Source organism: Albidovulum marisflavi (assembly GCF_025751435.1).
In the GTDB taxonomy this organism is placed as follows: Bacteria; Pseudomonadota; Alphaproteobacteria; order Rhodobacterales; family Rhodobacteraceae; genus Albidovulum; species Albidovulum marisflavi.
Genome location: NZ_JAOWKY010000002.1, coordinates 202331 through 225841 on the forward strand (window position 1 = coordinate 202331; position 23511 = coordinate 225841).

Annotated in this window: 26 protein-coding genes; 9 read left to right on the top strand and 17 right to left on the bottom strand. The window is 64.7% G+C overall.

What is annotated here, in order from left to right:
• Nucleotide 1 precedes the first annotated feature (1 nt).
• Genes OEW28_RS09850 through OEW28_RS09880 form a run of 7 tightly spaced genes read right to left on the bottom strand, consistent with a single transcriptional unit; the run spans nt 2 to nt 6104 of the window.
• Entirely contained in the window at nt 2-1273 is a 1272-nt protein-coding gene (locus OEW28_RS09850; RefSeq protein ID WP_263734590.1) for an ABC transporter substrate-binding protein, read from the bottom strand.
• Complete coding sequence (locus OEW28_RS09855; protein ID WP_263734591.1) at nt 1270-2247, bottom strand: branched-chain amino acid ABC transporter permease; 978 nt, start codon at nt 2245-2247, stop codon at nt 1270-1272. Before OEW28_RS09855 ends, OEW28_RS09850 begins: the two co-directional genes overlap by 4 nt.
• The gene (locus tag OEW28_RS09860; protein WP_263734592.1) at nt 2244-3158 is read right to left on the bottom strand and encodes a branched-chain amino acid ABC transporter permease; all 915 of its coding nucleotides are present in this window, start codon (nt 3156-3158) and stop codon (nt 2244-2246) included. Before OEW28_RS09860 ends, OEW28_RS09855 begins: the two co-directional genes overlap by 4 nt.
• On the bottom strand, nt 3155-3886 hold the full coding sequence (locus tag OEW28_RS09865) for an ABC transporter ATP-binding protein (RefSeq protein ID WP_263734593.1): 732 nt from the start codon (nt 3884-3886) through the stop codon (nt 3155-3157). The genes OEW28_RS09860 and OEW28_RS09865 overlap by 4 nt, the downstream gene beginning before the upstream one ends.
• Nucleotides 3879-4652: an ABC transporter ATP-binding protein gene (locus OEW28_RS09870; RefSeq protein WP_263734594.1), complete on the bottom strand. Its 774-nt coding sequence runs from the start codon at nt 4650-4652 to the stop codon at nt 3879-3881. The genes OEW28_RS09865 and OEW28_RS09870 overlap by 8 nt, the downstream gene beginning before the upstream one ends.
• Nucleotides 4645-5730: an aldo/keto reductase gene (locus OEW28_RS09875; RefSeq protein ID WP_263734595.1), complete on the bottom strand. Its 1086-nt coding sequence runs from the start codon at nt 5728-5730 to the stop codon at nt 4645-4647. Before OEW28_RS09875 ends, OEW28_RS09870 begins: the two co-directional genes overlap by 8 nt.
• Nucleotides 5727-6104 (bottom strand): TIGR04076 family protein, encoded by a 378-nt coding sequence (locus OEW28_RS09880; RefSeq protein WP_263734596.1) that lies wholly within the window; start codon nt 6102-6104, stop codon nt 5727-5729. The genes OEW28_RS09875 and OEW28_RS09880 overlap by 4 nt, the downstream gene beginning before the upstream one ends.
• A gap of 113 nt (nt 6105-6217) precedes the next feature.
• On the opposite strand from OEW28_RS09880, the gene OEW28_RS09885 reads away from it, so the two are divergent.
• From OEW28_RS09885 to OEW28_RS09895, 3 genes are all read left to right on the top strand, one after another.
• Nucleotides 6218-6889: a GntR family transcriptional regulator gene (locus OEW28_RS09885; RefSeq protein WP_263734597.1), complete on the top strand. Its 672-nt coding sequence runs from the start codon at nt 6218-6220 to the stop codon at nt 6887-6889.
• Entirely contained in the window at nt 6886-8367 is a 1482-nt protein-coding gene (locus OEW28_RS09890) for an aldo/keto reductase (protein WP_263734598.1), read from the top strand. Before OEW28_RS09885 ends, OEW28_RS09890 begins: the two co-directional genes overlap by 4 nt.
• Before the next feature lie 75 nt (nt 8368-8442).
• Nucleotides 8443-9600: a mandelate racemase/muconate lactonizing enzyme family protein gene (locus OEW28_RS09895; protein WP_263734599.1), complete on the top strand. Its 1158-nt coding sequence runs from the start codon at nt 8443-8445 to the stop codon at nt 9598-9600.
• Nucleotides 9601-9608: 8 nt separating this feature from the next.
• Here the strand turns inward: OEW28_RS09895 and OEW28_RS09900 are convergent, their stop codons facing one another.
• A complete protein-coding gene (locus OEW28_RS09900; protein ID WP_263734600.1) occupies nt 9609-10406 on the bottom strand; it encodes a LuxR C-terminal-related transcriptional regulator in 798 nt (265 codons plus the stop codon).
• Nucleotides 10407-10530: 124 nt separating this feature from the next.
• Between OEW28_RS09900 and OEW28_RS09905 the strand changes: the two genes are divergently transcribed.
• From OEW28_RS09905 to OEW28_RS09925, 5 genes are read left to right on the top strand one after another with little or no spacing between them, the layout of a single operon-like run.
• A complete protein-coding gene (locus tag OEW28_RS09905) occupies nt 10531-11664 on the top strand; it encodes an ABC transporter ATP-binding protein (RefSeq protein WP_263734601.1) in 1134 nt (377 codons plus the stop codon).
• Between the two features lie 29 nt (nt 11665-11693).
• Nucleotides 11694-12854, top strand: a complete 1161-nt coding sequence (locus OEW28_RS09910; protein ID WP_263734602.1) for an ABC transporter substrate-binding protein — start codon at nt 11694-11696, stop codon at nt 12852-12854.
• A gap of 17 nt (nt 12855-12871) precedes the next feature.
• Nucleotides 12872-13723 (top strand): ABC transporter permease, encoded by an 852-nt coding sequence (locus OEW28_RS09915; protein WP_263734603.1) that lies wholly within the window; start codon nt 12872-12874, stop codon nt 13721-13723.
• A gap of 7 nt (nt 13724-13730) precedes the next feature.
• A complete protein-coding gene (locus tag OEW28_RS09920; RefSeq protein ID WP_263734604.1) occupies nt 13731-14543 on the top strand; it encodes an ABC transporter permease in 813 nt (270 codons plus the stop codon).
• Nucleotides 14540-15331: an SDR family NAD(P)-dependent oxidoreductase gene (locus tag OEW28_RS09925; RefSeq protein WP_263734605.1), complete on the top strand. Its 792-nt coding sequence runs from the start codon at nt 14540-14542 to the stop codon at nt 15329-15331. Before OEW28_RS09920 ends, OEW28_RS09925 begins: the two co-directional genes overlap by 4 nt.
• A gap of 4 nt (nt 15332-15335) precedes the next feature.
• On the opposite strand, the gene OEW28_RS09930 is transcribed toward OEW28_RS09925, so the two are convergent.
• The 3 genes from OEW28_RS09930 to OEW28_RS09940 are packed head-to-tail and all read right to left on the bottom strand — an operon-like array spanning nt 15336 to nt 17758.
• Nucleotides 15336-15623 carry a cupin domain-containing protein gene (locus OEW28_RS09930; RefSeq protein ID WP_263734606.1) on the bottom strand — a complete coding sequence of 96 codons (288 nt, stop codon included), beginning with the start codon at nt 15621-15623 and terminating at the stop codon, nt 15336-15338.
• Complete coding sequence (gene acuI / locus OEW28_RS09935; protein ID WP_263734607.1) at nt 15620-16612, bottom strand: acryloyl-CoA reductase; 993 nt, start codon at nt 16610-16612, stop codon at nt 15620-15622. Before acuI ends, OEW28_RS09930 begins: the two co-directional genes overlap by 4 nt.
• A gap of 57 nt (nt 16613-16669) precedes the next feature.
• On the bottom strand, nt 16670-17758 hold the full coding sequence (locus OEW28_RS09940; RefSeq protein ID WP_263734608.1) for a dimethylsulfoniopropionate demethylase: 1089 nt from the start codon (nt 17756-17758) through the stop codon (nt 16670-16672).
• Between the two features lie 160 nt (nt 17759-17918).
• Here OEW28_RS09940 and OEW28_RS09945 point away from each other — a divergent pair, with 160 nt between their 5' ends.
• Nucleotides 17919-18668, top strand: a complete 750-nt coding sequence (locus OEW28_RS09945; protein ID WP_263734609.1) for a FadR/GntR family transcriptional regulator — start codon at nt 17919-17921, stop codon at nt 18666-18668.
• Here the strand turns inward: OEW28_RS09945 and OEW28_RS09950 are convergent.
• From OEW28_RS09950 to OEW28_RS09975, 6 genes are all read right to left on the bottom strand, one after another.
• Nucleotides 18665-19417: a sulfite exporter TauE/SafE family protein gene (locus OEW28_RS09950; RefSeq protein ID WP_263734610.1), complete on the bottom strand. Its 753-nt coding sequence runs from the start codon at nt 19415-19417 to the stop codon at nt 18665-18667. The genes OEW28_RS09945 and OEW28_RS09950 overlap by 4 nt on opposite strands.
• A 7-nt stretch (nt 19418-19424) precedes the next feature.
• Complete coding sequence (gene secF, locus OEW28_RS09955; protein ID WP_263734611.1) at nt 19425-20405, bottom strand: protein translocase subunit SecF; 981 nt, start codon at nt 20403-20405, stop codon at nt 19425-19427.
• Between the two features lie 10 nt (nt 20406-20415).
• A complete protein-coding gene (secD, locus tag OEW28_RS09960; protein ID WP_263734612.1) occupies nt 20416-22074 on the bottom strand; it encodes a protein translocase subunit SecD in 1659 nt (552 codons plus the stop codon).
• Nucleotides 22075-22080: 6 nt separating this feature from the next.
• Entirely contained in the window at nt 22081-22422 is a 342-nt protein-coding gene (gene yajC, locus OEW28_RS09965; protein ID WP_263734613.1) for a preprotein translocase subunit YajC, read from the bottom strand.
• Nucleotides 22423-22580: 158 nt separating this feature from the next.
• Complete coding sequence (locus OEW28_RS09970) at nt 22581-22883, bottom strand: antibiotic biosynthesis monooxygenase (RefSeq protein ID WP_263734614.1); 303 nt, start codon at nt 22881-22883, stop codon at nt 22581-22583.
• 140 nt (nt 22884-23023) lie between these two features.
• A complete protein-coding gene (locus OEW28_RS09975; protein WP_263734615.1) occupies nt 23024-23437 on the bottom strand; it encodes a hypothetical protein in 414 nt (137 codons plus the stop codon).
• Nucleotides 23438-23511: the final 74 nt, after the last annotated feature.

Genomic DNA, 23511 nt, shown 5'->3' on the forward strand with positions numbered 1-23511 from the left:
ATCAGTTGCCTGCCCCGGCCAGCGCGTCCACCTCTTCAAGAGAGATGTAGCTGTCTTCTTGGGTGCCGCTTTCGGTGAAGCTCCAGATCACCGCGGGCGCCGAGACATCGCCGTTCTCATCGAAACGGACGTTGCCGGTCGCTCCCTGGTAAAGGACGGTGCCACCCCCGGCCAGAACGTCGCGCGCGGCCGTAAAGCCGGCCGCGTCCGCCGTCACGGGCGTTCCCGCCGGATCGGTCACGCGGGCGACCGCCGCCGCGACCTCCGATCCCTTGGCGTCCTTGCCAGCCGCCTCCATGGCCAGAAGCGCGATCATCGTCGCATCGTAGCTGTTCGACAGGCCCGGACCGTTCGGCTCGGATCCGAACCGCTCCTTGTAGCGCGCGACGAAGGCATCGGCGGATTCGACGCGCGGAGAGGACGTGTCGGTGCCATGCGCAGAACCCAGGTACTGAAGCCCGACCGCGTCGCGGAATTCGTCCGACTTAAGCGAATTGGCCAGGATCATGTTCTGCGATCCGCCCAGCGACAGCCATTCGCGCACGACCGAAATCCCCTCGGTCGGGTAAAGCGCCAGGTAGATCGCCTCGGGCTGGCCCGCGATCGCGTCCGTGACCTCGGCCCGGTAGGAGGGCTGTGCGTCATTGATCGCGACAGTCGCCGTAACGGTGATCCCCTGCGCCTCAAGGTGTTGGGCGACCAGCTTGCCGATGTCCTGGCCCCAGTCGTCGTTCTTGTAAAGGACCGCCACGGATTTGTAGCCCTGGTCCTTGGCCACCTTGGCCCCGACCAGGGCCTGGACGTTCGACGTCGCAAAGGTGCGGAACCACAGCCCCTTGGTCTTGCCCTCCTCGGCCAGCGTCGTGAACGCACCCGAGGACGAGCAGCAGGAAAACTGCGCGACACCGGCCGGCACCGTGACCGAGGTCAGGATGGGCATCGAAACGCCGCTGGACACTGCGCCAAGCAGAACCTGCACGCCGTCCAGGTCGACCAGCGCCTTGGCCGCGTCCACGCCGACCTTGGGATCGACCTGGGTATCGCGCAGGACCATTTCGATCTTGCAGCCCTGGACGCCGCCAGCCTCGTTCACCTGGTCGACGACGAACTGCGCCGTTTCGGCGATGGGCTTTCCCCAGTCGACCGAGGTGGGCAGCACCGCGCCGATCTTCGTGGTGCAGTCCTGCGCCGCGGCAGCGCCCGTCAGCGCCGTGGTCGCCAAGGCGACCGCAAGGGCGATGCGCCCGCCGCGTTTGATGTTGAGTGCCGTCATGTCATGCTCCCTGTTGTGCGTGGTTTTCGGGGTTGCCCCGCCTGCGAAATGACCAGCCGCTCTGGCAAGAGGCCCTGGGGGCGCCAAAGCAGCATGGTGACGATGATGGACCCGATCAGGATGTACTGAATCGATCCCGTGTAAAGCTGCGCCTCGACCGGGGCGAAGCGCGACAGCGCCCATCCACTGGACGTCCATCCACCCCAGATCAGGAAGGCGCCGAACACCGCGCCCCGGTTGTTGCCCGCGCCGCCCACGATCAGCATCGCCCAGATCTGGAAGGTCAGCGTCGGCAGCACGTCCTGCGGGCTGATGAAGGCGTAGAACGTGGCGTAGAGCCCGCCCGCAAGCCCGATGATGACCGAACCCGTGACAAAGGACACCAGCCGTACGCGCGCGGGCGACTTGCCAAGCGAGCGCGCCGCATCCTCGTCTTCCCGGATCGCGCGCAACAGGCGACCGAAGGGGGAGCGCACGAGACGCTCCAGAAACAGGAAGACCCCCACCAGCAGCGCAAGCACGAAGCAGAAGAACGCGAGGTTGTAGCCGAAGCCGTCGCCGAAAAGGTCGCGCAAGGGGCGCTCGAACCCGCGAAAGCCCTTGGCCCCGCCCGACAGCGCCTCGGCGTTGCGCATCACATTTTCGAATGTGACGGCGATGCCGAAGGTGGCGATGGCAAGGTAGTCCTGCCTGAGCCGAAGCGTCAGGATGCCCACGACCCAGGCCAGAAGCCCCGCAACCGCCGCGCCGCCGGCCAGCGCCAGCGGATAGATCAGCCCAAAGCCGCCAAGATGGTCAGCCTGCGGCGTGCCGCCCAGGATCAGCGTGCCATAGGCTCCGGCACCGAAGAAGGCCACGACCCCGCCGTTGAACAGCCCCGTGAAGCCCCATTGCAGGTTCAGCCCCAGCACCGCGATGGCCAGGATCGACGCCACGGTCGAAAAGAAGACGGCGTAGGATATGAACCCGATCATGCCCGCGCCTCCCCGAAAAGGCCGTTGGGCCTGACCAGCAGCACGGCAAGGATGATCAGGAAAGGCACCGACGGGCTGTAGCCCGAAGGCAGCACGGCAAGAGCGACGTTCGCCGCGACACCGACGATGAAACCGCCCAGGACCGCGCCATAGACGCTGCCGATGCCGCCCACGATCGTCGCGGCGAAGACCGGCAGCACAAGGTCACGCCCGATCATCGGGCTGATCTGGTTCGTGAGCCCGTAGAAGACCCCGGCGATGGCCGCGAGCCCCCCGCCCAGAACCCAGACAAGCGCGATCATCCTGCCAAGATTGACGCCGTTGACCTGCGCCAGCGTCGGGTTTTCCGCGACCGCCCGCAGCGCAAAGCCCAGTGTCGTGCGCGTCAGCACCAGGTGAAGCGCCACCATGACCAGAAGCGCGGCCGCCAGCACGAAGACCTGGTCGGGCTTGATCAGAAGCAGCGGATCGCGGCTGACGACAACGGCAAAGACGATGTCCCTGGAATAAAGCTGCGTTCCAAGGCCGAAGAGCAGGCCCGTGACGTTGCGCACGATCATCGCCACGCCAAAGGATGCGAAGACCATCGACAGCTCGGACCCCTTGGACCTGACCCGGCGGAACACCAGCCGGTCGATCAGAAGCGCGGATGCGCCGGTGATGGCAATGGCCGCAAGAAGCGCAAGGGCAAGGGCCCAGGTCATCGACAGCGGTCCGATCTTCGCGGCAAGGGGCGGCAGGATCGCCGCGAAGACCGCGTCGAACACCAAGGCGGCATAGGCGCCGATCGACAGAAGCTCGGCATGGCTGAAGTTGGCGAAGCGCAGCATGTGCATGACCAGCGTCAGCCCGATCGCGCCCAGAGACAGGACCGACCCCACGAGGATACCGTCGGCAAGGTTCTGGATCATGCGGCCCCCTTGCGCCGCGCGCCCAGATAGATTTCTCCGACGACCGGATCGCTCAGCAGATCCGCCGCAGAGCCGTCGAGCTGGTTCCTGCCCTCGGCCAGGATGTAGCAATGGTCTGCAAGTCTCAGTGCCTGCTTGACGTTCTGTTCCACCAGCAGGATCGTCACGCCCTGCTCGGTCAGTCCGCGCGCGCATTCCAGAACCTCTTGCGCGGCCTTGGGCGACAGTCCCGCCGACGGTTCGTCCATCAGGATCAGGCTGGGTCGCGCCGCCAGCGCCATTGCCACGGCCAGAAACTGCCGTTGCCCACCCGAAAGGGCCCCCGCCTTTTCGTTGCGCTTGTCCGCCAGCGGCGGGAAGCGGGCGTAAAGATCCTCAAGCCGCCCGGCTGCTTCGGCACCCGCACGGCGCAGCGCAAGGTCCAGGTTCTGCCGGATCGTCAACGTCCGGAAGATATTGTCCATCTGCGGAACATAGGCGATGCCCTGCGCGGCCAGCCTGTCGGGCCGGATGCGGCTGATGTCCGCGCCGTCGTGGATGATGCGCCCCGACGACAGCGGAACCAGCCCCGCGATGGTCTTGATCAGGGTCGATTTGCCCGCCCCGTTCGGCCCGATGATCACCGTGACCGAGGCCCGCCGCACCGCAAGGTCGACAGCCTTCAGGATCGGCAGGTCGGGAACATAGCCCGCGACGACGCCCTCGGCCCTGAGCACCGCATCACCCATCGGCCATGGCCCCCAGATAGGCGTCAAGCAGGACAGGATTGGCCCGTGCCTCGGCTGCCGTCCCCTGGAACAGCACGCGCCCCTCGGCCAGGGCGATCACCGGGTCGCAATGGCTCATCACGAAGTCCATGTCGTGCTCGATGATCACGAAGGTCTTGCCGCCGCGGTTCAGCTCTTCGATCTTGTCGATCAGGATCCGGGTCAGGGACGGATTGACCCCGGCCGCCGGTTCGTCCAGCAAGATCACCTCGGGATCGCCCATCAGCACGCGGGCCAGTTCCAGAAGCTTCATCTGCCCGCCCGATATCTTGCCCGCCGGCTGATCCGCCAGGGGCGCCAACGTGACGAATTCCAGCACCTCCATCGCGCGTTGGCGGATGCGCGCTTCCTCGGCCCGAACGCGTCCGGCTGACAGGAAGGGGCCAAGGATGCGCTCTCCGGTCTGTCCCGTCGGGGCCAACATGACGTTTTCCAGAACGCTCATCCGCGCGAAGGGACGCGGGATCTGGAAGGTGCGGCCAAGGCCCAGGGCAAACAGCCGGTCGGGTGAAAGGCCCGTCACGTCCCGCCCCTTCAAGCTGACGCTGCCCGCATTCGGGGCAAGCGCGCCCGTCAGCAGATTGAACAGGGTGGACTTGCCCGCCCCGTTCGGACCGATGAGGCCTGTCATCGAGCCGGTACGAATGTCCAGCGTCACACCGTCCACCGCCCGAAACGGGCCGAAGTCGCGGGTCAACCCGCGGATGGACAGGATCGGCTCAGCCATTCGTCGCCCCAAGTATCTGGTCGTCGGGCCGCGCATTGAGGTTGTACTTCATGATCCGCCCGTGACGCCCGGTCCGATCGGATTCCAACCCGTAAACCGGCCCGCCCGGCCCCGCCGCCTGATCCAGGACCGACGCGATCCGCGCGCGGTCGTGATCGTCCAGCGCGAAGTCGAAGACCTGCAGCGTCTTGGGCAGATGGCGCGCATAGCGAGCGCCCACGATGGCCGCCGCAACCTGCGGCTGATCGAGCACCCAGCGCGTGGCGACGGCACTTAGCGACACACCGTGCCTGTCTCCGACAGCCTTTAGCGCCGCAAGAAGCTCCTGGAACAGGCTCCATGGCCCGAATTCGTCGATGATAAGCCTGTATTTGACCAACGACCTGTTTTCGAAGGCGAACCCCGGATCGGGCTTGCCCAGCCAGCCTTCGGTCAGGAACCCGCCCGCCAGCGTGCCATAGCACAACAGCTGCATGTCCTTGGACCGCGCCCAGTCGACAAGTCCGTTTGCCGGCCGACGATCCAACACCGAATACTGGACCTGCGCCGAAACGATGTCGTTGCCGGCATCGACGAACGGGGCGATGGCCGAGACATCCCAGTTGGTGATGCCAAGATGGGCGATCTTGCCCTTGGCCTGACAGCGCCGCAGAACCTCAAGCGCCGCAATCGGGCTGCCGACGGACAGGTCCCACCAGAAGAATTGCACAAGATGCAGGCACTCGATCCCAAGACGTGACAGTGAGCGGTCGACAATGGCTTCGACCTCGTCTGCCCTGAGATCAGCCAGACGCCCCAGGTCAGGAACAAGCTTGGTATGAACCTGCACGCGCTCCGCCACCGCGGAGCCACGGCGGCGGCGCACATCGGCGATGAAGGCGCCGATCATCTCCTCCACGCCCTTGTAGATATCGGCGCAATCGAAGGTGGTGATGCCCGCCTCAAGGAACGCGTCCATGTCCGTGATGGCCGCATCGCGATCGACAGCGCCATGGTCGCCCGCAAGCTGCCAGCCGCCCTTGATGACCCGCGAAATGCGGTAGCCCGGTCGCAGTTCAGCCGTCTCCACGGTCGTCATTCCCCACGCTCCTTCCGCCAGTAAGGCGTTTCGCGAGCCTCCGGCAGGCCGGTGGTCTCGGCATGACCGAACCAACGCCTCCCAAGACGCGTTACGCGGAAGCGCCCGCCACAGTGCGGGTCGGGGCAAGCGATCTCGGCGTCCGTCGTCATCCAGTCATGCGCCGCGGTTTCGCGCTGCTTGGCGGGAAGCAACGGCAGAAGGGCCGCCAAGGCATACATCGACACGCGCTGCCCGGCTTCGAACACCAGCGCCTCCCCCTCTACGCGGAAGCTTTCGCCCTCGATATGACGACAGACGGGCGCTCGACCATCAAGCACCGTCTCGACCTTGAGATCGTAGAGCCAGAAGCCGTCGTTTTCCGAAGCAGTCACAGCCCGCCCTCGCCGTTATCTGTGATATTTGATCGTAGGTATGTGATCACTGTCTTGTCAATCGGCTTTCCGCAGCGCAGACTAAGGCGCAGGATCACGACGCAAGGATAGCCATGCCAGCGCCACGCATCGCCAAGATCGATCAGTCGAAACTGCGCGAAAACGTCTACTATGCCCTGCGCGACGCCTTCACCCGGGGGGAGTTCGCTCCGGGCGACATCGTCAGCCTCCGCATCCTCTCGGATCAGCTCGGCACGTCGATGACCCCCGTGCGCGAGGCGGTGCGACGCCTTGTGGCAGAGGGTGCGCTGATCGACACCCCGAGCCGCACGCTGATGGTTCCGCCCTTTGATTCCAACCGGATGCAGGACCTCAAGAAGGCGCGCCTTGCGCTCGAGTCGCTGGTCCTTGAGCAGGCGATGGACCGGATAAGCGCGGACAAGATCGACGAAATGGAGGCGATCCTGGCCGCCGAGCCGCGCGGCGGCGATACCACGCCGGACCTGCAGCAGAACTACGACTTCCACTTCGCGCTCTACCGGCAAAGCGGATCGGAAGTGCTTCTTCCGCTGGTCGAGGCGCTTTGGCTTCAGTATGGCGCCTACCTGAACCTGATCATCCACCATCAGGACGCGGGCAAGATCGACCAGCACAAGCATCACAACGAAATCATTCATGCACTGCGCCAAGGCGACAGGGCGGCGGCGCAAAGGGCCTTGGCCGCGGATATCGAACGCAGCTTCCAGGTCATCGCATCGGACGGCGGCCAGAGGGTATCGAGATGAACCGGATCACGGGACCGGAACGCTACCAGCTTGCGCCGGGGCTTGAGATCAGCCGGGTTCTGACCGGTCTCTGGCAGGTCGCCGACATCGAAAAGGACGGGACCATCATCGACCCGGACCGGGGCGCGGATGCGCTTGCCACCTATGTGGAGGCAGGCTTTTCCACTTTCGACATGGCCGACCATTACGGCACATCAGAGATCATCGCGGGCAGGCTTCTGTCGCGTTATGGCCAAGGGGCCGCCCGCCCCCTGGCCTTTACCAAGTGGTGCCCCGCGCCTGGCCCGATGACGGCGGCGGTCGTGCGCGCGGGCGTTCAGGAACGCCTGGACCGCCTGGGGGTTTCCCGCATCGACCTGCTGCAGTTTCACTGGTGGGCCTACGAACATCCGGGTTGGCTGGACGCGCTGCACGAAATGGCTGCCCTGCGACACGAGGGCCTGATCGGAGAGATCGGCGTGACGAATTTCGACGCGGCGCATCTTCATGTTGCGCTTGCCGACGGCATTCCCATCCGCACGAACCAGGTCTCGTTCTCGCTGGTCGACAGGCGCGCGGCGGGGGCTCTGGCAGAGCTGTGCGCACGATCGGGTCTGCGCCTTCTGGCATACGGCACGCTCTGCGGCGGCTTCCTGTCGGAGCGCTGGCTGGGCAAGCCCGAACCGCAGGACATCGCCGACTGGTCCAAGATGAAGTACAAGCGCTTCATCGACGCCGCCGGGGGATGGGAGCCATTCCAGCGAATCCTTTCGGCCGCTGCGGAGATCGCGAAGAAACACGGTGTGTCGATTTCCAACGTTGCAACCCGGTGGGTGCTCGACCAGGCAGGCGTCGCGGGCACCATCGTCGGCGCTCGGCTGGGCCAAAGCGAACACATGGCCGACAATCTGGGCCCCTTCCGTTTCGCGCTGGACGGCGAAGACAACGCGCGCCTGGACGACGCCTTCGCGGCGACACGGCCGATACCCGGAGACTGCGGCGATGAATACCGCAAGCCGCCGTTCCTGACGGCCTCGGGCGACCTGAGCCATCACCTGAACACGATGCCGCTGGCCTGCGACACGTCGCCTGTGCCGCACCGGGCAGGCGCGACCCGCGTGGCGACCGGTTCGGAGTGGGAGGATATCGCGGGCTACTGCCGTGCGCAGCGCATCGGCGACCGCATCGTCGTGTCAGGCACCACCGCAACCGCCGGGTCCAGCCGGCCTGTCGCGCCCGAGGACGCAGCGGCCCAGACGACCTTCGTTCTGGACAAGATCCAGGCAGCGCTCATGGCCCTTGGCGCCAGCGCCGAGGACGTGATCCGCACGCGCATCTTCATCACGGACGAGTCCGACGCACTTGCGGTGTCGCGCGCCCACGGCCGCGTGTTCGGCGCGATCAAGCCCGCGAACACGCTTGTGGTCGTCGCCGGGCTCATCGGACAATACAAGGTCGAGATCGAGGCCGAGGCCTTGGTCAGGGACAACCCCGCCTGAGCACCGCCGACATTGCCGCAGCCGCGCGGCCCCGCTATCGCTTGGCAGGTCAGCGCCATCACGTCAGGTCATACCATGCCCCGTATCGCCCGTATCGAGACCTTCCACACCGAATTCGTCTGCTTCGTGCGCGTCACATCCGATGACGGCGCCTTCGGCTGGGGCCAGACATCGACCTACAATGCCGACATCACCGCACAGGTTCTGCACCGGCAGATCGTGCCCTGGGCGCTTGGCGCGGATGCCGGCGACATCTCGGGGCTTGTCGCGCTGATCGAACGACGGGAACACAAATATCCTGGCACCTACCGTTGCCGGGCGCTCGCGGGGCTTGACACCGCGCTGTGGGACATGGCGGGACGGCGCGTGGAAAAGCCGGTGGCCAGCCTGATCGGCGGCGGACCAGGCCGCGTTCGCGCCTACGCAAGCTCGATGAAGCGCGACATCACGCCCAAGGACGAGGCAGAGCGCCTGACCCGGCTGTGCGCCGAGCAGGGATTCACCGCCGCCAAGTGGCGCATCGGCGCCGAATGCGGCGAAGACGTGGACGAATGGCCGGGCCGGACAGAAGAGATCATTCCCGCCGTGGCAAAGGCGCTTGGCGATGACATCGACAAGCTCGTGGATGCGAATTCCGGCTTCTCGGTGCCCCGCGCGATCAAGGTGGGCCAGATGCTCGCTGATGCGGGCGTCGGCCACTACGAGGAACCAGTGCCCTACTGGGACCTGGAAGCGACCCGCGCCGTCACCGAGGCCGTCTCGATCGACGTCACGGGGGGCGAACAGGACTGGGACATGGGCACCTGGAAGCGCATGATCGACATGCGCGCGGTCGACATCGTCCAACCCGACGTGATGTACCTGGGCGGCCTGTCGCGAACCTTGCAGGTCGCGCGGATGGCCGAGGCCGCAGGGCTGCCCTGCACGCCCCATGCCGCGAACCTCTCGCTGGTGACGCTGTGCACGATGCATCTGCTGGCCGCCCTGCCCAATGCGGGCAAGTACCTGGAACTGTCGATCGAGGGTGACGACTACTACCCCTGGCAGCGCGATCTGTTCCTGGGCCAGCCCTTCGCGGTCACGGATGGTTCCGTTACGGTCTCGGACACCCCGGGCTGGGGAGTGGAGATCAATCCGGCTTGGCTTGAGCGCGCGACCTACACCGACGCGGCGCTGGACACCTTTCGGCCCAGTGCCTACGGCGCGCTTTACCACAAGACGCCAACGGCCTGACCGTCGGGTCAGGCGCCTTCCCCCTCGCTCGCCAATGTTTCTATGAAACGCGAAAACAGCTCTCCCTGAGAGCGGATTCGCAGCTTGGCGTAGATGTTGCGCCGATGGATGCGGACGGTGCCCGGGGATATGCCAAGGATGCGCCCGACCGCGTCCGCCGAATGCCCCTTCAGCGTGTATTCCGCGACCGCCCTTTCACGCGGCGTCAGCGTACCTTCGCCGAAATTCATGAAGGCTTGCTCGACGCTGTCCTGCATCCGGGATTCGGGCGCGGCCTCCGTGGCCTTGGCCTGCGAAGGCTCGATGTCGGACCAGTGCTGGCGGCAGGCGGCGCTGATGACCGGCCAATACTGACGAAAGTCCCGTATCTCCTTGACAGAAAATGCCTTTTGCGCGCGCATCAGCGATATCACTACCACCGCCCCTCCCGGCAGATCGACGAAGTATCCGGCCTCTTCGGCCAATCCGGTCTGGATGTAGTAGTTGCGGAAGTACTCACCCTGGTAAAACCGATCGGGCGCAAGGTCCCTCATCCGGTAGAAGCCGCCTGAAACAGGCTGCGTGGAGGCCAGGTAGAACGGGTCGAGAAGATAGGGCCCCTCCTGATAGTCCTCCACGAAGATCCGACGCTTACCCATTGGAAAATCGTCGAAAAGATCAAGAGGACGCGACGCGCCGCGATAGCCGAAGATGACGGTGTAGTCGAAGGGGGCTATGCCGCGCAGCGCTTGGGAAAGACGGCGGGGAAACTCCGTCTGGCCGATGGCGGCGATCACGTCGCCGGTCGGTTCAAGCCAATCCTTCACCCATCGCCCCCCGCGTTTGGATGCGCACGTCTACCCAATTCGGGATATATACACGATATCGCATCTTTCTTACTGTTTTCTCAGTTTCGGGTGTATGTACCCAACAGGGAAAAGAAGTCAAATAATGAACAAAGCGGCATACGCACCGCCCCCCTCAAAGGCAACCCTCGGGCCGATCGCCGAGCTTCGGAACGTTTCCAAGCGGTTTGGCGACATTCTGGCGGCCGATGGGCTGGACCTGTCGATCATGTCGGGGGAGTTCCTGTCGTTCCTCGGCCCCTCGGGCTGCGGCAAGACCACGGCGCTGCGCATCCTTGCCGGATTCGAAGCCCCCACGACGGGCGAGGTGCTGCTGGACGGCGAGATCGTGAATGACTTGGATCCGTTCCGCCGCCCGGTCAACATGGTCTTTCAGCACTACGCCCTGTTTCCCCATCTGACCGTCGCCCAGAACATCGGCTACGGCCTGCGCCAGCGCCGCCCCCGCCCGCCGCGCGACGAGATTGAGCGCAAGGTCAAGACCGCGCTTGAAATCGTACGGCTGGAGGGGTTCGAGGACCGGCGAATCTGGGAAATGTCCGGCGGGCAGCAGCAACGGGTGGCCTTGGCGCGCGCCATCGTCAACGAACCGAAGCTCTTGCTGCTGGATGAACCGATGGCGGCGCTTGACCGGAAGCTGCGCAAGGAAATGCAGATCGAATTGCAGAACATCCAGCGCCGCCTGGGCATGACGTTCATCCTGGTTACCCACGACCAGGAAGAGGCTCTGTCGATGAGCGACCGGATCTGCATCATGCGCGACGGCCGCATCGTCCAGACCGGAACCCCGCGCGAGCTATACGACCAGCCGCGCAACCGCTACGTCGCGGGGTTCGTCGGCACGTCGAACTTCTTTGACGGCGTGGTGGAAAGCGTCGCGGCAGACCAGGCGCAGGTATCGGTCAAGGGCGGCATCGTTCTTGCCGGGCGCGCGATTTCCCCCGTCGCGGTCGGACAAGAGGTCTCTGTCAGCGTGCGCCCCGAACAGATCCGGCTTGAGCGCGCAAACGCGGCTGACCGGCCCGGATGGCCGGTCACCATCCTGAACCGCATCTTCCTGGGGGAACATACGGAATATCTCGTGAAGCACGAAAGCCTTGGCGAATTCATGGTGCTGACGCCAAGGCAGGCGGAACTGAGCGACGGACCGTTCAACGCCGGCGAGCGCCTGATGGCCCTGTGGGAGGCCGGAGGCGCGCTTGTCCTGAAACAAGACTAGGCACCGCAAGCCAACCGACGGGGAAAGCCATGACCAAGGACAATGACCACATCTCGAAGCGCAAGTTCATGGAGGAGCTCTACCGCTACAAGCGCGGATCAGTGACACGCCGGCATTTCCTGGGCGTGACCGGGCTTGGCACCGCAAGCGCGGTTCTGGCCGCCGCTGTGCCCGCCCTGCGCCCGCGCCGTGCATGGGCGCAAGGCGACATCGGCGACCGCGTGGTGCTTGCGACCTGGCCCAACTACCACGACCCCGCGAACTTCGAGGCGTTCACCGAAGCGACCGGCGCGGCGGTCGATGTCAACGTGTTCGGATCGAACGAGGAAATGCTGGCCAAGCTTCAGGCCGGCGGGTCCGGCTGGGACGTGTTCGTGCCGACGAACTACACGATCACGACCTATGTCGGCGAAGGGTTGATAGATCCGCTGGATGCGGCCCGGATGGCGAACTATGACGCCAGCGCCTTCGATCCACGCTTCGCAGGCCCCGGCATCGTGGACAACACGCTTTACGCGGTGTCGAAGAACTGGGGCACCACGGGCTATGCCATCAACATCAGCAAGAACGACAACGTGACACCGACGTCCTGGAAGGAATTCTGGGACATGACCATGGACAGCTTCTCGGGCCGGACCATGGTGCACGACTACCAGCTGACCACGATCGGCAACGCGCTAAAGTACTTTGGGTATTCGTTCAACTCGGTCGATCCGGCCGAGCTGGCCGACGCGGAAAAGCTGCTTCTGGACGCCAAGCCGCACCTGTTCGCGATCAATTCGGACTACCAGCCCTCGATGCGTTCGGGTGATGCGTGGATGACGATGTGCTGGACCGGTGACGGCAAGCAGATGAACCGCGACATGCCCGAGATCGTCTACGTGCTGGGCAAGGAAGGCGGCGAGCTTTGGAGCGACTTCTACGCCATCCCCAAAGGCGCGCCGCATCTTGATGCAGCCTATGCTCTGATCGACTTCCTGCTGACGCCAGAGGTCAACGCGAAAGAGGCGCTGTTCCACGGCTATCCAGTCGCGGATTCCCGCGTCAACGCGCTGCTTCCGGCCGAGGTTCTGAACGATCCCATCCTCTATCCGGCGGCGGAACTGCTGGACGCGCTTGAATTCGGCGCGGCGGCAACGCTCACCGACCCCAACCGGGCAGAGCTTCTGGCCCGCTTCAAGTCGGCCTGACGGAAAGGCAGGGCGGAATGACGCAGCGCAGCCGGAACCTTCTTCTTCTCGCGCCCGCAGGGGCGTGGTTCCTGGTCATGCTTGTCATTCCGCTGACCGTCGTCCTGATCTTCAGTTTCGGAGAGCGGGGGGCAGCCGGCGGCTACGTCCCCGCCTTCACGCTTGATCAGTACGCGAACCTTCCGGCGCGGTGGGCGGCGTTCAAGAATACGCTAATCCTCGCACCCGCGGGCACGCTCGCCTCACTTCTGATCGCCTATCCGCTGGCCTACTACCTGGCCGTCCGCGCGGACCCGCGCTGGAAGACGGTGCTGCTGGTGCTGGTGATCGTGCCCTTCTGGACCTCGATCCTGATCCGCAGCTACGCGTGGATCTTCCTTCTGGGCGGGCGCGGCATCCCTGCCCTTCTGGCGGCCATCGGGATCGAGGATGTACGGCTGATCAACACCCCCTTCGCGGTCCTCATCGGGATCGTTTACGGCTACCTGCCGCTGATGGTCTTCCCGATCTTCGTGAACCTCGACCGGCTGGACAAACGGCTGCTGGAGGCGTCCTCGGACCTTGGCGCCTCGCCCTGGCGGACCTTCCTTCAGGTCACGCTGCCGATGTCGCTGCCGGGCATCGCCACGGGCTGCCTGCTGGTCTTCATCCTGCTGATGGGTGAATTCCTGATCCCCGCGATCCTGGGGGGCGGCAAGGTCTTCTTCGTCGGCAACGCGCTGGTCGACCTGTTCCTGCAGTCGCGGAACTGGGCCTTCGGATCGGCGGTGGCGGCGACGCTGGTGATCCTGATGCTTGTGACGGTCACGGCCTATATGCGGCTCATCCGGCGGCTTGGCGCGCAGCGCGAAGACGTTGCATTGATGTGAGGTCGGGATGAGGATCTACGCCGCCTTCGTCTATATCTTCCTCTACCTCCCGATCGGGGTCATCGCGCTGTTCAGCTTCAATGCGGGGCGCCACGCGAGCCAGCTTCAGGGGTTCTCCACGCAGTGGTACGGCAAGGCGCTGAACAACCCCTTCGTCATGGACGCGCTGCAGACAAGCCTGATCGTCGCCCTGGTGTCGGCCACCTGCGCCAGCGTCTTCGGCACGATGGCGGCTGTTGCGCTACAGGGGATCAGGGGGCCGTTGCGCACCACATTCGACCTTCTGATCTACGTCGCGGTGATGATCCCGGGAATCGTCATCGGCATCGCGACGCTGATCGGGCTGGTCACGCTGTTCGACCAGCTGAATCCCGTCTTGGCGGCGATCTGGCCAAGCGGGACGCCGCCGCAGTTTTCAATGGGCTACGGCTCTCTCATCGCCGCGCATACGCTCTTCACAATGGCGCTGGTGATCATCATCATCCGGGCACGCCTTGCGGGCATGGACCGCGCGCTGGCCGAGGCATCGTCAGACCTCTACGCAACCCCCATGGGGACCTTCCGGCAGGTGACGCTGCCGCTGATCTTCCCCGCGATCCTTGCCGGGTTCCTGTTGAGCTTCACCTTCAGCTTTGACGATTTCATCATCGCCTTCTTCGTCGCCGGCTCTGAAACGACGCTGCCGATCTACGTGTTCTCTTCGATCCGCAGGGGTGTGACGCCAGAGATCAACGCCATCGGCACGCTGGTCCTCGCGGCCTCGCTGATCCTTCTGGTGACTGCGCAGGTGCTTTTGCGCTCTGGCAGGAGGCGCGGATGACGGGGCTTGCCGCAAGGTCCGCCGACCCGCGTCCGCTGGCCGGGCGTGTCGCCTTTGTCACCGGGGCGGGGTCCGGCATCGGGCGGGCCGGCGCCATCGCGATGGCGAAGGCGGGCGCTCATGTCTCCGTGACCGACCGCGACGCGGACCGGGCACGGGAAACCCGCGATACCATCCGCGACGCGGGCGAAAGCGCCGAGTGGTCGGTGCTGGACGTCGCGGACGAAGATGCCGTCACTGCCGCAATCAGCGCAGTCGCCAAGGCGCGCGGGCGGATCGACATCCTGCACTCCCACGCCGGGGTGCAGATCCAGGGGTCGCTGGAAGAGGTGACGACCAGCGACATGGATCTGTCCTGGGCGCTGAACGTGCGGTCGCATTTCGTGGCGGCCCGCGCGGCGGTTGCCCTGATGCGGCCGCAGGGCGGCGGAAGCATCATCGTCACGGCGTCCAATTCCGGCGTCCAGTTCGACCGGGAGATGATCGCCTATGCAACCACGAAACACGCCGCAGTCGCGATGACGCGGCAGATGGCGGCGGATTACGCGCGTTTCAACATCCGCATCAACGCGCTCTGTCCCGGATTCGTCGACACGCCCTTCAACGCGGGGTTCGAGTCCCAGATGGGGGGACGCAAGGCGCTTGAGCGCTACGTCGCCACGGCGATCCCCATGGGCCGCTGGGGCGATGTACGCGAGATTGCCGAAGCGATCGTGTTCCTTGCCTCCGATGCGTCATCCTTCATGACCGGTCACGCGCTGGTCATCGACGGCGGAGAGTCCATCTGAGCCGCTACTTCAACTCTATTTCGATAAAGCTCATCGGCGCGTCGCCTGCGTTGATCACATTGTGCTCTACACCTTCGGGGCGCTTGTAGGCCTCGCCCGCCTTGACGGTGACCTCGCGGCTTGTGCCGCCAGGCTCCTCAAGCAGCATCCTGCATTCGGTGATCGCGGTGATGACGTAGTCGTGACCGTGGCGGTGCCAACCGGTTTCGGCACCGGGCGCGAACTCGAAGCGCGTCACACAGACCGCGTCATCCTCGATCAGCTTCGTCGCCAGGGCCGGGGCGCGCGTCATGCGTTCACGTCCACCACGACCCGCCCCCGCACCTGCCCTTTCAGAATATCGCGGCCAAGCTGGGGAAGATCGGCAAGCGTCGCGGGCTGCACCATCGCCTCAAGCTTGTCCATCGGCAGGTCGCTGGCGATGCGTTCCCAGGCGCGCAGACGATTGGCGTAGGGCTGCAGGACGCTGTCGATGCCCAGAAGGTTGACGCCGCGCAGGATGAACGGCGTTATCAGCGCACCATCGATCGCGGCGCCGCCCGCCAAGCCGACCGCGGCGACGGAGCTGCCGTATTTCATCTGCTTAAGCACGCGGCCCAGCATCGCCCCCGCAACGGCGTCCACGCAGCCGGCCCAGGTCTCGCTTTCCAGGGGCCGCTTCGTGACCTCTGTCAGTTCCTCGCGCGCGACAACGCGGCTGGCCCCCAGGCCCGCAAGGTACTCCGTCGTTTCCGGCCGCCCCGTGACCGCCGCGACCTCGTGACCAAGCTTCGCGAGGATTGCCGTCGCGACCGACCCCACGCCACCCGCGGCCCCGGTCACCAGAACCGGACCGTGCCCGGTTTCAAGCCCATGATCCTCAAGTGCCATCACCGCCAGCATCGCGGTCAGGCCGGCCGTACCAACCGCCATGGCCTGCCGTGTAGACAGGCCATCGGGAAGCGGAACCAGCCAGTCGGCGCGCACCCGCGCCTTCTGCGCGTACCCGCCCCAATGCGCCTCGCCGACGCGCCAACCGGTCAACACAACCTTGTCGCCGGGCTTGTAGCGGCTGTCCGAGGACGCCTCGACCGTGCCGGCAAAGTCGATGCCCGGGATGTGGGGGTAGTTGCGAACCAGCCCGCCGCCCGGCCCGATGCATAGCCCGTCCTTGTAGTTCACGGTGGAATATTCCACGGCGACCGTGACCTCTGCCTCGGGCAGCGCGTCGATCGCGATATCTTCGACCGCCGCCATCGGCTTTTCATCGCCCTCCTTGCGAACGACTAGCGCCTTGATCATCTCGGCTCCTCCCCTCGGGTCCATACAACCTTGTCCTACATACCCCAGACGGGGTGCTCAGATCCAGAAACCGGCCTTGACCTCGGCACGGCGCATGCCTTGTGGCGTCTCGATTTCAAGCTTCTGGCCAGCATCCCAGTGCGACCGTTCCACCATGCCGATCGAAACGTTGGTCTTGAAGTCGGGCGACCACGCGGCGGTTGTGACCTGCCCCACCCTGCGGCCGTCGGCCAGAAGCGGCCAGGGCGCGGTGATGGGCGGGATTTCCCCGAATATCTCGACCGGGCGGATCTGGCGTTCAGGTTCGGACCGCGCCATCAGCCCCGCCTTGCCGATGTAGTCGCGCGGCGAGTTGACGTACTTGCCCAGGCCGCACTCGAACGGCGTGTTTTCCCGCCGCATGTCGTTGCCGTAGCTCAGCAGTCCGCCTTCGACCCGCTCCATCGTCGAGGGGCAGCCCGCGCGCACGTTCAGATCCTCGCCGGCTTTCATCAGCGCGTTCCAGAGCGGCATCCCGTGTTCGCTGCCTTCGACATAGATCTCGAAGCCGCCCTGCTTGGAATAGCCAGAGCGCGCGACGACGAAGCTTTGCCCCTCGAACGCCAGGCGCTTGTAGCGGAAGAAGCGGATAGACCGGGCTTCCTCCCCGAAGACGCGGGCCATCAACTCGTCCGACTTCGGCCCCTGCACGGCAAGCGGGCTGACGTCGGGTTCCCAGACATGAACATCCATCCCCAGCCCGTCGGAAACGCCAAGGACGTATTGCAGATAGTCGCTGTCCGCGAGCGAGATCCAGAAATGATCCTCGGCCAGCTTCACCAGAACGGGGTCGTTCAGCATCCCGCCTTCGCGGTCGATCGCGGGCATGTAGTAGCACTGATCGGCCGCCATCCGGTCGAGGTCGCGCGGGCTGATCAGGTCCAGCAGCCTGCGTGCGTCCGGCCCCTGTACTGCGACCTGACGCTCACATGCGACATCCCAGACCTGCACATGGGTCTTGAGGTGGCGGTAATCCTCCTCCTGACTTGCGAAAACCGAGGGAAGGATCATCCGGTTGTAAATTGTGCAGACGCTCATCCCGGCGGCTTCGACACCTGCGGAGAACGGAGTGCGCCTGACCCGGCGCGACGGAAAAACGGTGGCCATTCCTGATCCCTTGGCAACTGCGGAGGCCCGCGGTGGACGGTATTCTTTCCGATGCGACGGCCCCAACCCATGAAACTTGTGGACGAGGGCCACCGTCGCGCCTAAGTTCTCGCTGAACAGGTCAAATGTCAAACATTTAATGTCTGACAATTGGGGTGCCATGGAAAAACTGACACTCGGCGAGGAAGGCGAACTGCCGGTCCGCATCGCTGCGGCAATCCGCGACGCGATTGTCGAGGGGCGGCTGATCTCGGATCAGCGCCTCCCATCCGAACAGGAACTGGCCGAACAGTTCGGCGTGTCACGCCCGACGGTGCGCGAGGCGCTGAAGCGGCTGGCCGCGCAAAGCCTGATCCGAACGCAGCGTGGCGCGACGGGCGGGGCCTTTGTCAACCGCCTGTCCTACGACGATGCCGCGAGCCAATTGATCACGACCTCTACCCTGCTCTTGTCGATGAATGCCGTGGACTTCGAAACCGCCTGCGAAGCGCGATACGCGCTTGAGCGCGCCTGCGTGCCCTTTGCGGCGGCCCGCCGCAAGGCGGATCACGTCGTGGCGATGCGGGCGGAAATCCGGCGCCAGGCACTGCCGGATCTGACCGACGAAAGCTTCTGCGCATCGGACGTCGCCTTTCACCGCGCGCTGGTCGACGCGGCGGGGAACCCGGTCTTGTCCTACCAGCTTGCGGGCGCCGTCGAAGCGATGCAGCCCCTGATGAACATGATCACGTTCACGGCACGATCCAGGGAAAGGATCGTCGCGCTGCATACCGCCATCGCCGATGCGATCGACGCGGGTGATGCGACCGCCGCGGACACCGTCCTGGCAGAGCTTGCCGCCTATACCTCCGCGCTGGCCGAGGACGTCCGCCGCGCCCGAAGTGCCCGCGCCGCCGGCATGACAGGCTAATCCCAAAGCGGCAGGCCAAGGACCGCAGAGGCCGCGATGACGCCATAGGCGACCGTCCGATAGAACCGGGCGTGGGCCGGGTCAAACAGTCTCCCGCCCAGCAGGTTTCCCAGCATGTAGACCGGCGCCGACAGAACCGCGACGAAGACCGGCACGCTTTCCAACAGGCCGCTGACGCCCAGGATTCCCAGCACCAGGCAATCGATCACCATGAAGAAAAGGATCAGGTTGGCGCGCATGACCAGGGGCGAATGCCCCGCGGCCATGTAGAAGACGATGACGGGCGGCCCCGCCATTCCGGTCAGCCCGCCCATGAATCCCCCCAGAACGCCGATGCCGGCAACCAGACGCTCGCCGATCGCGCGGCGATAGCGCCAGCCGGACGCCATCACCGCCAGGACCAGAACCACAAGCACGGAAAGGCCCCAACGGAACGGGTCCTGGGGCAGGCGCGACAGAAGCCAGACGCCGATCGGCAGCGCCACGACCGCGCCGGACAGCAGGACCGCGACCTCGCGTCGCCGCGCCGCCTGCCAGGCGCCGCGGAGGTTCGGAAGCGGACCCGCGATGTCCATCAGCGTCAGGGTGATCAGGGCCCAGACCGGCGGAAGGACCGTCGCCGCAGCTGGCATGTAGATCAGCGCACCGCCAAATCCGGCGAAGCCGCGCACCAGTCCGCCGACCGCGGCCGCAATCAAAAGGCGCCACAGCCCTTCGGACTGCAGCGCCTCGTAGAACGCGGTGATCATGCCGGGATCAGGCGTCGACGTCCGCGAACTTGGTTCCGCCGGGCCCGCCTTCGGATTTCTTGCCCCAGTCGCGCTTGACGCCCAGCATCAGCACGACGTTCTTGGCGACATAGACCGACGAATAGGTGCCCACGATTACGCCCCAGGTCATCGCGAAGACGAAGCCCCGGATCACGTCGCCGCCGAAAACCAGAAGCGCGATCAGCGCGATCAGCGTCGTGCCAGAGGTCAGCACCGTCCGGCTCAGCGTTTCGTTCACCGAAAGGTTCATCACGTCACGAAGCGGCATCGTCTTGTACTTGATCAGGTTTTCACGAAGGCGGTCAAAGACCACCACGGTGTCGTTGATCGAGTAGCCAAGGATCGTCAGCAGTGCCGCGATGATGGTCAGGTCGAACTTGATCTGGAACAGCGAGAATATCCCCACCGTCAGCGCGATGTCGTGGATCAACGCCACCACCGCGCCAAGCGAGAACTGCCATTCGAACCGCAGCCAGATGTAGGCGCATATGGCAACGGTCGCCGTCAGGATCGAGTAGATCGCGGTCTTGATCAGTTCGCCCGAAACCTTGGGCCCCACCGATTCGACAGAGGGGAACGTAATGGACGGGTCATGCGCCTGCAGCGCCGCTTCGACCGCGGCGATGGTTTCGGGGGTGATGGCCTCATCCCCCTCCTGCGCCTGGATGCGGATCTGGGCGACATGCTGATCGTCACGGAAGGTCGGATCGAACACCTCGGTGATCGTCACGTCCCCAAGGTTGAGCGGGGTAATGGCGTTGCGATACGCGCCGACATCCACCGCGTTGGTGGAATCGGTGCGGATCGTGGTTCCGCCACGGAAGTCGATGCCGAAGTTCAGCCCCAGGAATGCGGCCAGGACGATCGAGGCGATCACCAGCGCGACCGACCCTCCAAAGGTGAGCGGCGCCCAGCGGAAGAAGTCGATGTTGGTCTTTTCGGGGACCAGTCGAAGACGAAATGCCATGGCCGGATCCTCAGACTACAAGCGTTTTGGGGCGCTTGCGCGCGAACCAGGTGACGACGAAAAGCCGCGTGACGAAAATCGCGGTGAACACCGAAGTGATCAGGCCGATCATCAGCGTCACGGCAAAGCCCTTGACCGGGCCCGAGCCAAGGAAGAACAGGATCAGCGCCGCGATGACCGTGGTGAGGTTCGCGTCTATGATCGCGGACATGGCCTTTTCATAACCAAGCTCGATCGCCCTTGCGGGTCCTCTTGCGGTCTTGAGCTCTTCCTTGATGCGTTCGAAGACCAGCACGTTGGCATCCACCGCCATGCCGACCGTCAGAACCACACCCGCGATCCCCGGCAGGGTCAGCGTCGCCCCCATCGTCGACAGGATGGCGAACAGCATCGAGATGTTCAGCCCCAGAGCGACCGTGGCGAAGACGCCGAACAGCCCGTAGGACGCGATCATGAAGAAGACGACCGCGGCCGTGCCGATGATCGCTGCCACGCGGCCGGCGTCGATGCTGTCTTGCCCAAGCTCTGGCCCGACGGTGCGCTCCTCAAGGAATTCCATCTTGGCCGGCAGCGCACCCGCGCGCAGAAGCACGGCAAGATTGTTGGTTTCCTCGGGCGTGAACGTGCCGGTGATGATGCCCGATCCGCCGCCGATATGCGTCCGAATCTGGGGGGCCGAAATCACCTTGCCATCCAGCACGATGGCGAACAGTTCGCCGACATGTGCGGCCGTGTAGTCGCCGAACTTGCGCGCGCCCGAGGTGTTGAAGCGGAAGGCCACGGCAGGGCGTCCGTTCTGATCGAAGTCCGGGCGTGCATCCACCAGTTCCTCGCCGGTGACAACGGGCAACTCGTCGAGGATGTAGTACACGCCCTCTTCCTCGGCAGAGGGATAGTTCACGTTGCCGATGCCCGCGGGTTCGTCCTGGTTCGCGGTGCGGCGGATCACCTGGTTGAAGGTCAGCTGCGCCGTGGTGCCGATCAGCTCCTTCAGTTCCGCCGCCGAACCGATGCCCGGCACCTCGATAAGGATGCGGTCCTGGCCCTGCCGCTGGATCGTTGGTTCGCGCGTGCCTGCCGCGTCGATGCGGCGGCGCACGATTTCCAGCGACTGCTGCATGGTCCGGTCGTCGGTAGCGACGCGTTCGGCCTCGGACAGGGTGATGACGATCTGGTTGCCCTCGGTGCGGATGTCGAGGTCGTTCTGCCCCACTCCGGTCAGGGTCACGACGGGGCTGGCAAAGCCGCGCACGACCTCGACCGCGCTTTCCATCGCATCGGGATTGTCGATTTCGACGCGCAGCTCGTCCTGGGCGCCCTTTATGCGGCGCACGGCGACCTTGGCCTCGCTCACCAGGGCGCGGCGGACCTCGGGCCACATCGCGTCCATGCGCTGTTTGTAGACTTCGGCGACCTGCACCTCCGCCAGAAGATGCGCCCCCCCCCTCAGGTCCAGGCCCAGGTTGACGATGTTCGAAGGCAACCAGGACGGCCATCGGGCCATCGCGGCGGTCTGCTCCTCGGTCTCGACACCCGTTCGCTCGATTGCGGCGACAGCGTCATTGTGCCGCTCGACCCGGTCGTAGAACAGGTTCGGCGCAGCGCCGATCACGCCCAGGGCGCACAGCCCAAGGATGACGATGCGCTTCCAAAGGGGGATCTGAAGCATTTGCGATCAGTTCGTGTTTGCAGCCGGTTCGGTCTTGGACACGACCTGGGCGATGGTGGCGCGCACGACGCGGACCTTCACGCCGTCCGCGATTTCGACCTCGATCTCGCCGTCGCCGTCTTTGACTTTAGAGATCTTGCCGATGATTCCGCCCTGCGTGATCACTTGGTCGCCCCGACGCAGCGCCTCGACCATGGCGCGATGCTCTTTCATCTTCTTCTGCTGCGGACGGATCAGGAAGAAATACATGATCCCGAACAAGAGAAGCAGGAAGGGAAGTTGCGACAGCAGCGCACCTGCACCGGCGTTTTCGCCGGCAGCCTGGGCATAGGCGGGGGAAATGAGCATGAGGCGTCCTCTCGTCAGATCGGGCGCACCCGCCCGTTTGGTCGCGCAGGAACCTATAGTCGCCATCGGGGCTTTGCAAGGCGCACCGGTGCCCTGGCATGGCTCGGACGCCTCAGAGCATGCCGGCCACCGCACATGGCACCGGTCCGGCGTCGGCTTCAGACGGTCCGATCGACCACGACCTCGCCCGAACGCGGGTCGGTTTCACCCAATCCGTCGCCCAGATTCTCCAGGTCGCCGCGGAACGAATCCAGTATCTCGACCATCTGCGGACGAGCGGCGGCAAGGGCGTCCATATCGTCCCATTCGCCCACGATGACATATTCACGCTCGCCGGTCTTGACGACACGGAGCGAGCGCATCCCAGACCATTGCCTGATGTCACGGCTCTTGTGCAGTTCGACGAAGTCGGATTCCCGCCCAGGCTTCACACGCATCCTGACGACGTTCATCGCTGTCATGACCTTTCCTCCCACCGCAATGGGCCGCTGGCGCCACCTGCGCCGCACCCACTGCCAGTCTATCACAACACGGCCACGAGGTGCCTGCAAATGCACGCCAACACGGGCGGCGCCGACGCCGCCCGGACGTCCGACCGCCCCTACCTGGCGCTGCAGCGTCCTTTGATGATGAAGATACCATTCCTTTCGGGGAAATCATCCCACGGGTTCTGACGGACGGCGCGCGTTCTCACCCGAGCCTCACCGTTGGATCGTTTGATCTCCCAGATGATCTTGGCATCGCCCGACACCGGCGCGGGCATGCGATCCTGCATTTCAATCCTGAAGACGTTGCCATCAAAGGTCAGCCCACCTGAAACACCCGTTTCCTTGAGCTGCGCAACAAGGCCGTCCAGGATCAGGGTCGACGTCCGCGGCACGACGGACTCGGCCAGAGCCCTTTTTCCGTCACCACGATAGTCCGCGAACTGACACTCCAGCACCTCTGCCTGGGCAGCCGCACCCGACACACAGAACAACGCAGCCGCGATGACAACCCCACGAATAGATGGCATCATTGGTTTCCTTCTTCAAAAACAATCGTTAACCCCACCTTCCAGATATTTTGCCGCGCAGGGGTGCGCAAGCG

What these genes read in the sequence shown, in the direction of transcription:
- OEW28_RS09975 (WP_263734615.1), bottom strand. Translation starts at nt 23,437, where the DNA reads ATGCCATCTATTCGTGGGGTTGTCATCGCGGCTGCGTTGTTCTGTGTG.
- OEW28_RS09945 (WP_263734609.1), top strand. Translation starts at nt 17,919, where the DNA reads ATGGAAAAACTGACACTCGGCGAGGAAGGCGAACTGCCGGTCCGCATC.
- OEW28_RS09850 (WP_263734590.1), bottom strand. Translation starts at nt 1,273, where the DNA reads ATGACGGCACTCAACATCAAACGCGGCGGGCGCATCGCCCTTGCGGTC.
- yajC (WP_263734613.1), bottom strand. Translation starts at nt 22,422, where the DNA reads ATGCTCATTTCCCCCGCCTATGCCCAGGCTGCCGGCGAAAACGCCGGT.
- OEW28_RS09870 (WP_263734594.1), bottom strand. Translation starts at nt 4,652, where the DNA reads ATGGCTGAGCCGATCCTGTCCATCCGCGGGTTGACCCGCGACTTCGGC.
- OEW28_RS09940 (WP_263734608.1), bottom strand. Translation starts at nt 17,758, where the DNA reads ATGGCCACCGTTTTTCCGTCGCGCCGGGTCAGGCGCACTCCGTTCTCC.
- OEW28_RS09890 (WP_263734598.1), top strand. Translation starts at nt 6,886, where the DNA reads ATGAACCGGATCACGGGACCGGAACGCTACCAGCTTGCGCCGGGGCTT.
- OEW28_RS09865 (WP_263734593.1), bottom strand. Translation starts at nt 3,886, where the DNA reads ATGGGTGATGCGGTGCTCAGGGCCGAGGGCGTCGTCGCGGGCTATGTT.
- OEW28_RS09875 (WP_263734595.1), bottom strand. Translation starts at nt 5,730, where the DNA reads ATGACGACCGTGGAGACGGCTGAACTGCGACCGGGCTACCGCATTTCG.
- OEW28_RS09925 (WP_263734605.1), top strand. Translation starts at nt 14,540, where the DNA reads ATGACGGGGCTTGCCGCAAGGTCCGCCGACCCGCGTCCGCTGGCCGGG.
- OEW28_RS09905 (WP_263734601.1), top strand. Translation starts at nt 10,531, where the DNA reads ATGAACAAAGCGGCATACGCACCGCCCCCCTCAAAGGCAACCCTCGGG.
- OEW28_RS09910 (WP_263734602.1), top strand. Translation starts at nt 11,694, where the DNA reads ATGACCAAGGACAATGACCACATCTCGAAGCGCAAGTTCATGGAGGAG.
- OEW28_RS09885 (WP_263734597.1), top strand. Translation starts at nt 6,218, where the DNA reads ATGCCAGCGCCACGCATCGCCAAGATCGATCAGTCGAAACTGCGCGAA.
- OEW28_RS09970 (WP_263734614.1), bottom strand. Translation starts at nt 22,883, where the DNA reads ATGACAGCGATGAACGTCGTCAGGATGCGTGTGAAGCCTGGGCGGGAA.
- secF (WP_263734611.1), bottom strand. Translation starts at nt 20,405, where the DNA reads ATGGCATTTCGTCTTCGACTGGTCCCCGAAAAGACCAACATCGACTTC.
- OEW28_RS09860 (WP_263734592.1), bottom strand. Translation starts at nt 3,158, where the DNA reads ATGATCCAGAACCTTGCCGACGGTATCCTCGTGGGGTCGGTCCTGTCT.
- OEW28_RS09915 (WP_263734603.1), top strand. Translation starts at nt 12,872, where the DNA reads ATGACGCAGCGCAGCCGGAACCTTCTTCTTCTCGCGCCCGCAGGGGCG.
- OEW28_RS09855 (WP_263734591.1), bottom strand. Translation starts at nt 2,247, where the DNA reads ATGATCGGGTTCATATCCTACGCCGTCTTCTTTTCGACCGTGGCGTCG.
- OEW28_RS09895 (WP_263734599.1), top strand. Translation starts at nt 8,443, where the DNA reads ATGCCCCGTATCGCCCGTATCGAGACCTTCCACACCGAATTCGTCTGC.
- acuI (WP_263734607.1), bottom strand. Translation starts at nt 16,612, where the DNA reads ATGATCAAGGCGCTAGTCGTTCGCAAGGAGGGCGATGAAAAGCCGATG.
- OEW28_RS09930 (WP_263734606.1), bottom strand. Translation starts at nt 15,623, where the DNA reads ATGACGCGCGCCCCGGCCCTGGCGACGAAGCTGATCGAGGATGACGCG.
- secD (WP_263734612.1), bottom strand. Translation starts at nt 22,074, where the DNA reads ATGCTTCAGATCCCCCTTTGGAAGCGCATCGTCATCCTTGGGCTGTGC.
- OEW28_RS09950 (WP_263734610.1), bottom strand. Translation starts at nt 19,417, where the DNA reads ATGATCACCGCGTTCTACGAGGCGCTGCAGTCCGAAGGGCTGTGGCGC.
- OEW28_RS09920 (WP_263734604.1), top strand. Translation starts at nt 13,731, where the DNA reads ATGAGGATCTACGCCGCCTTCGTCTATATCTTCCTCTACCTCCCGATC.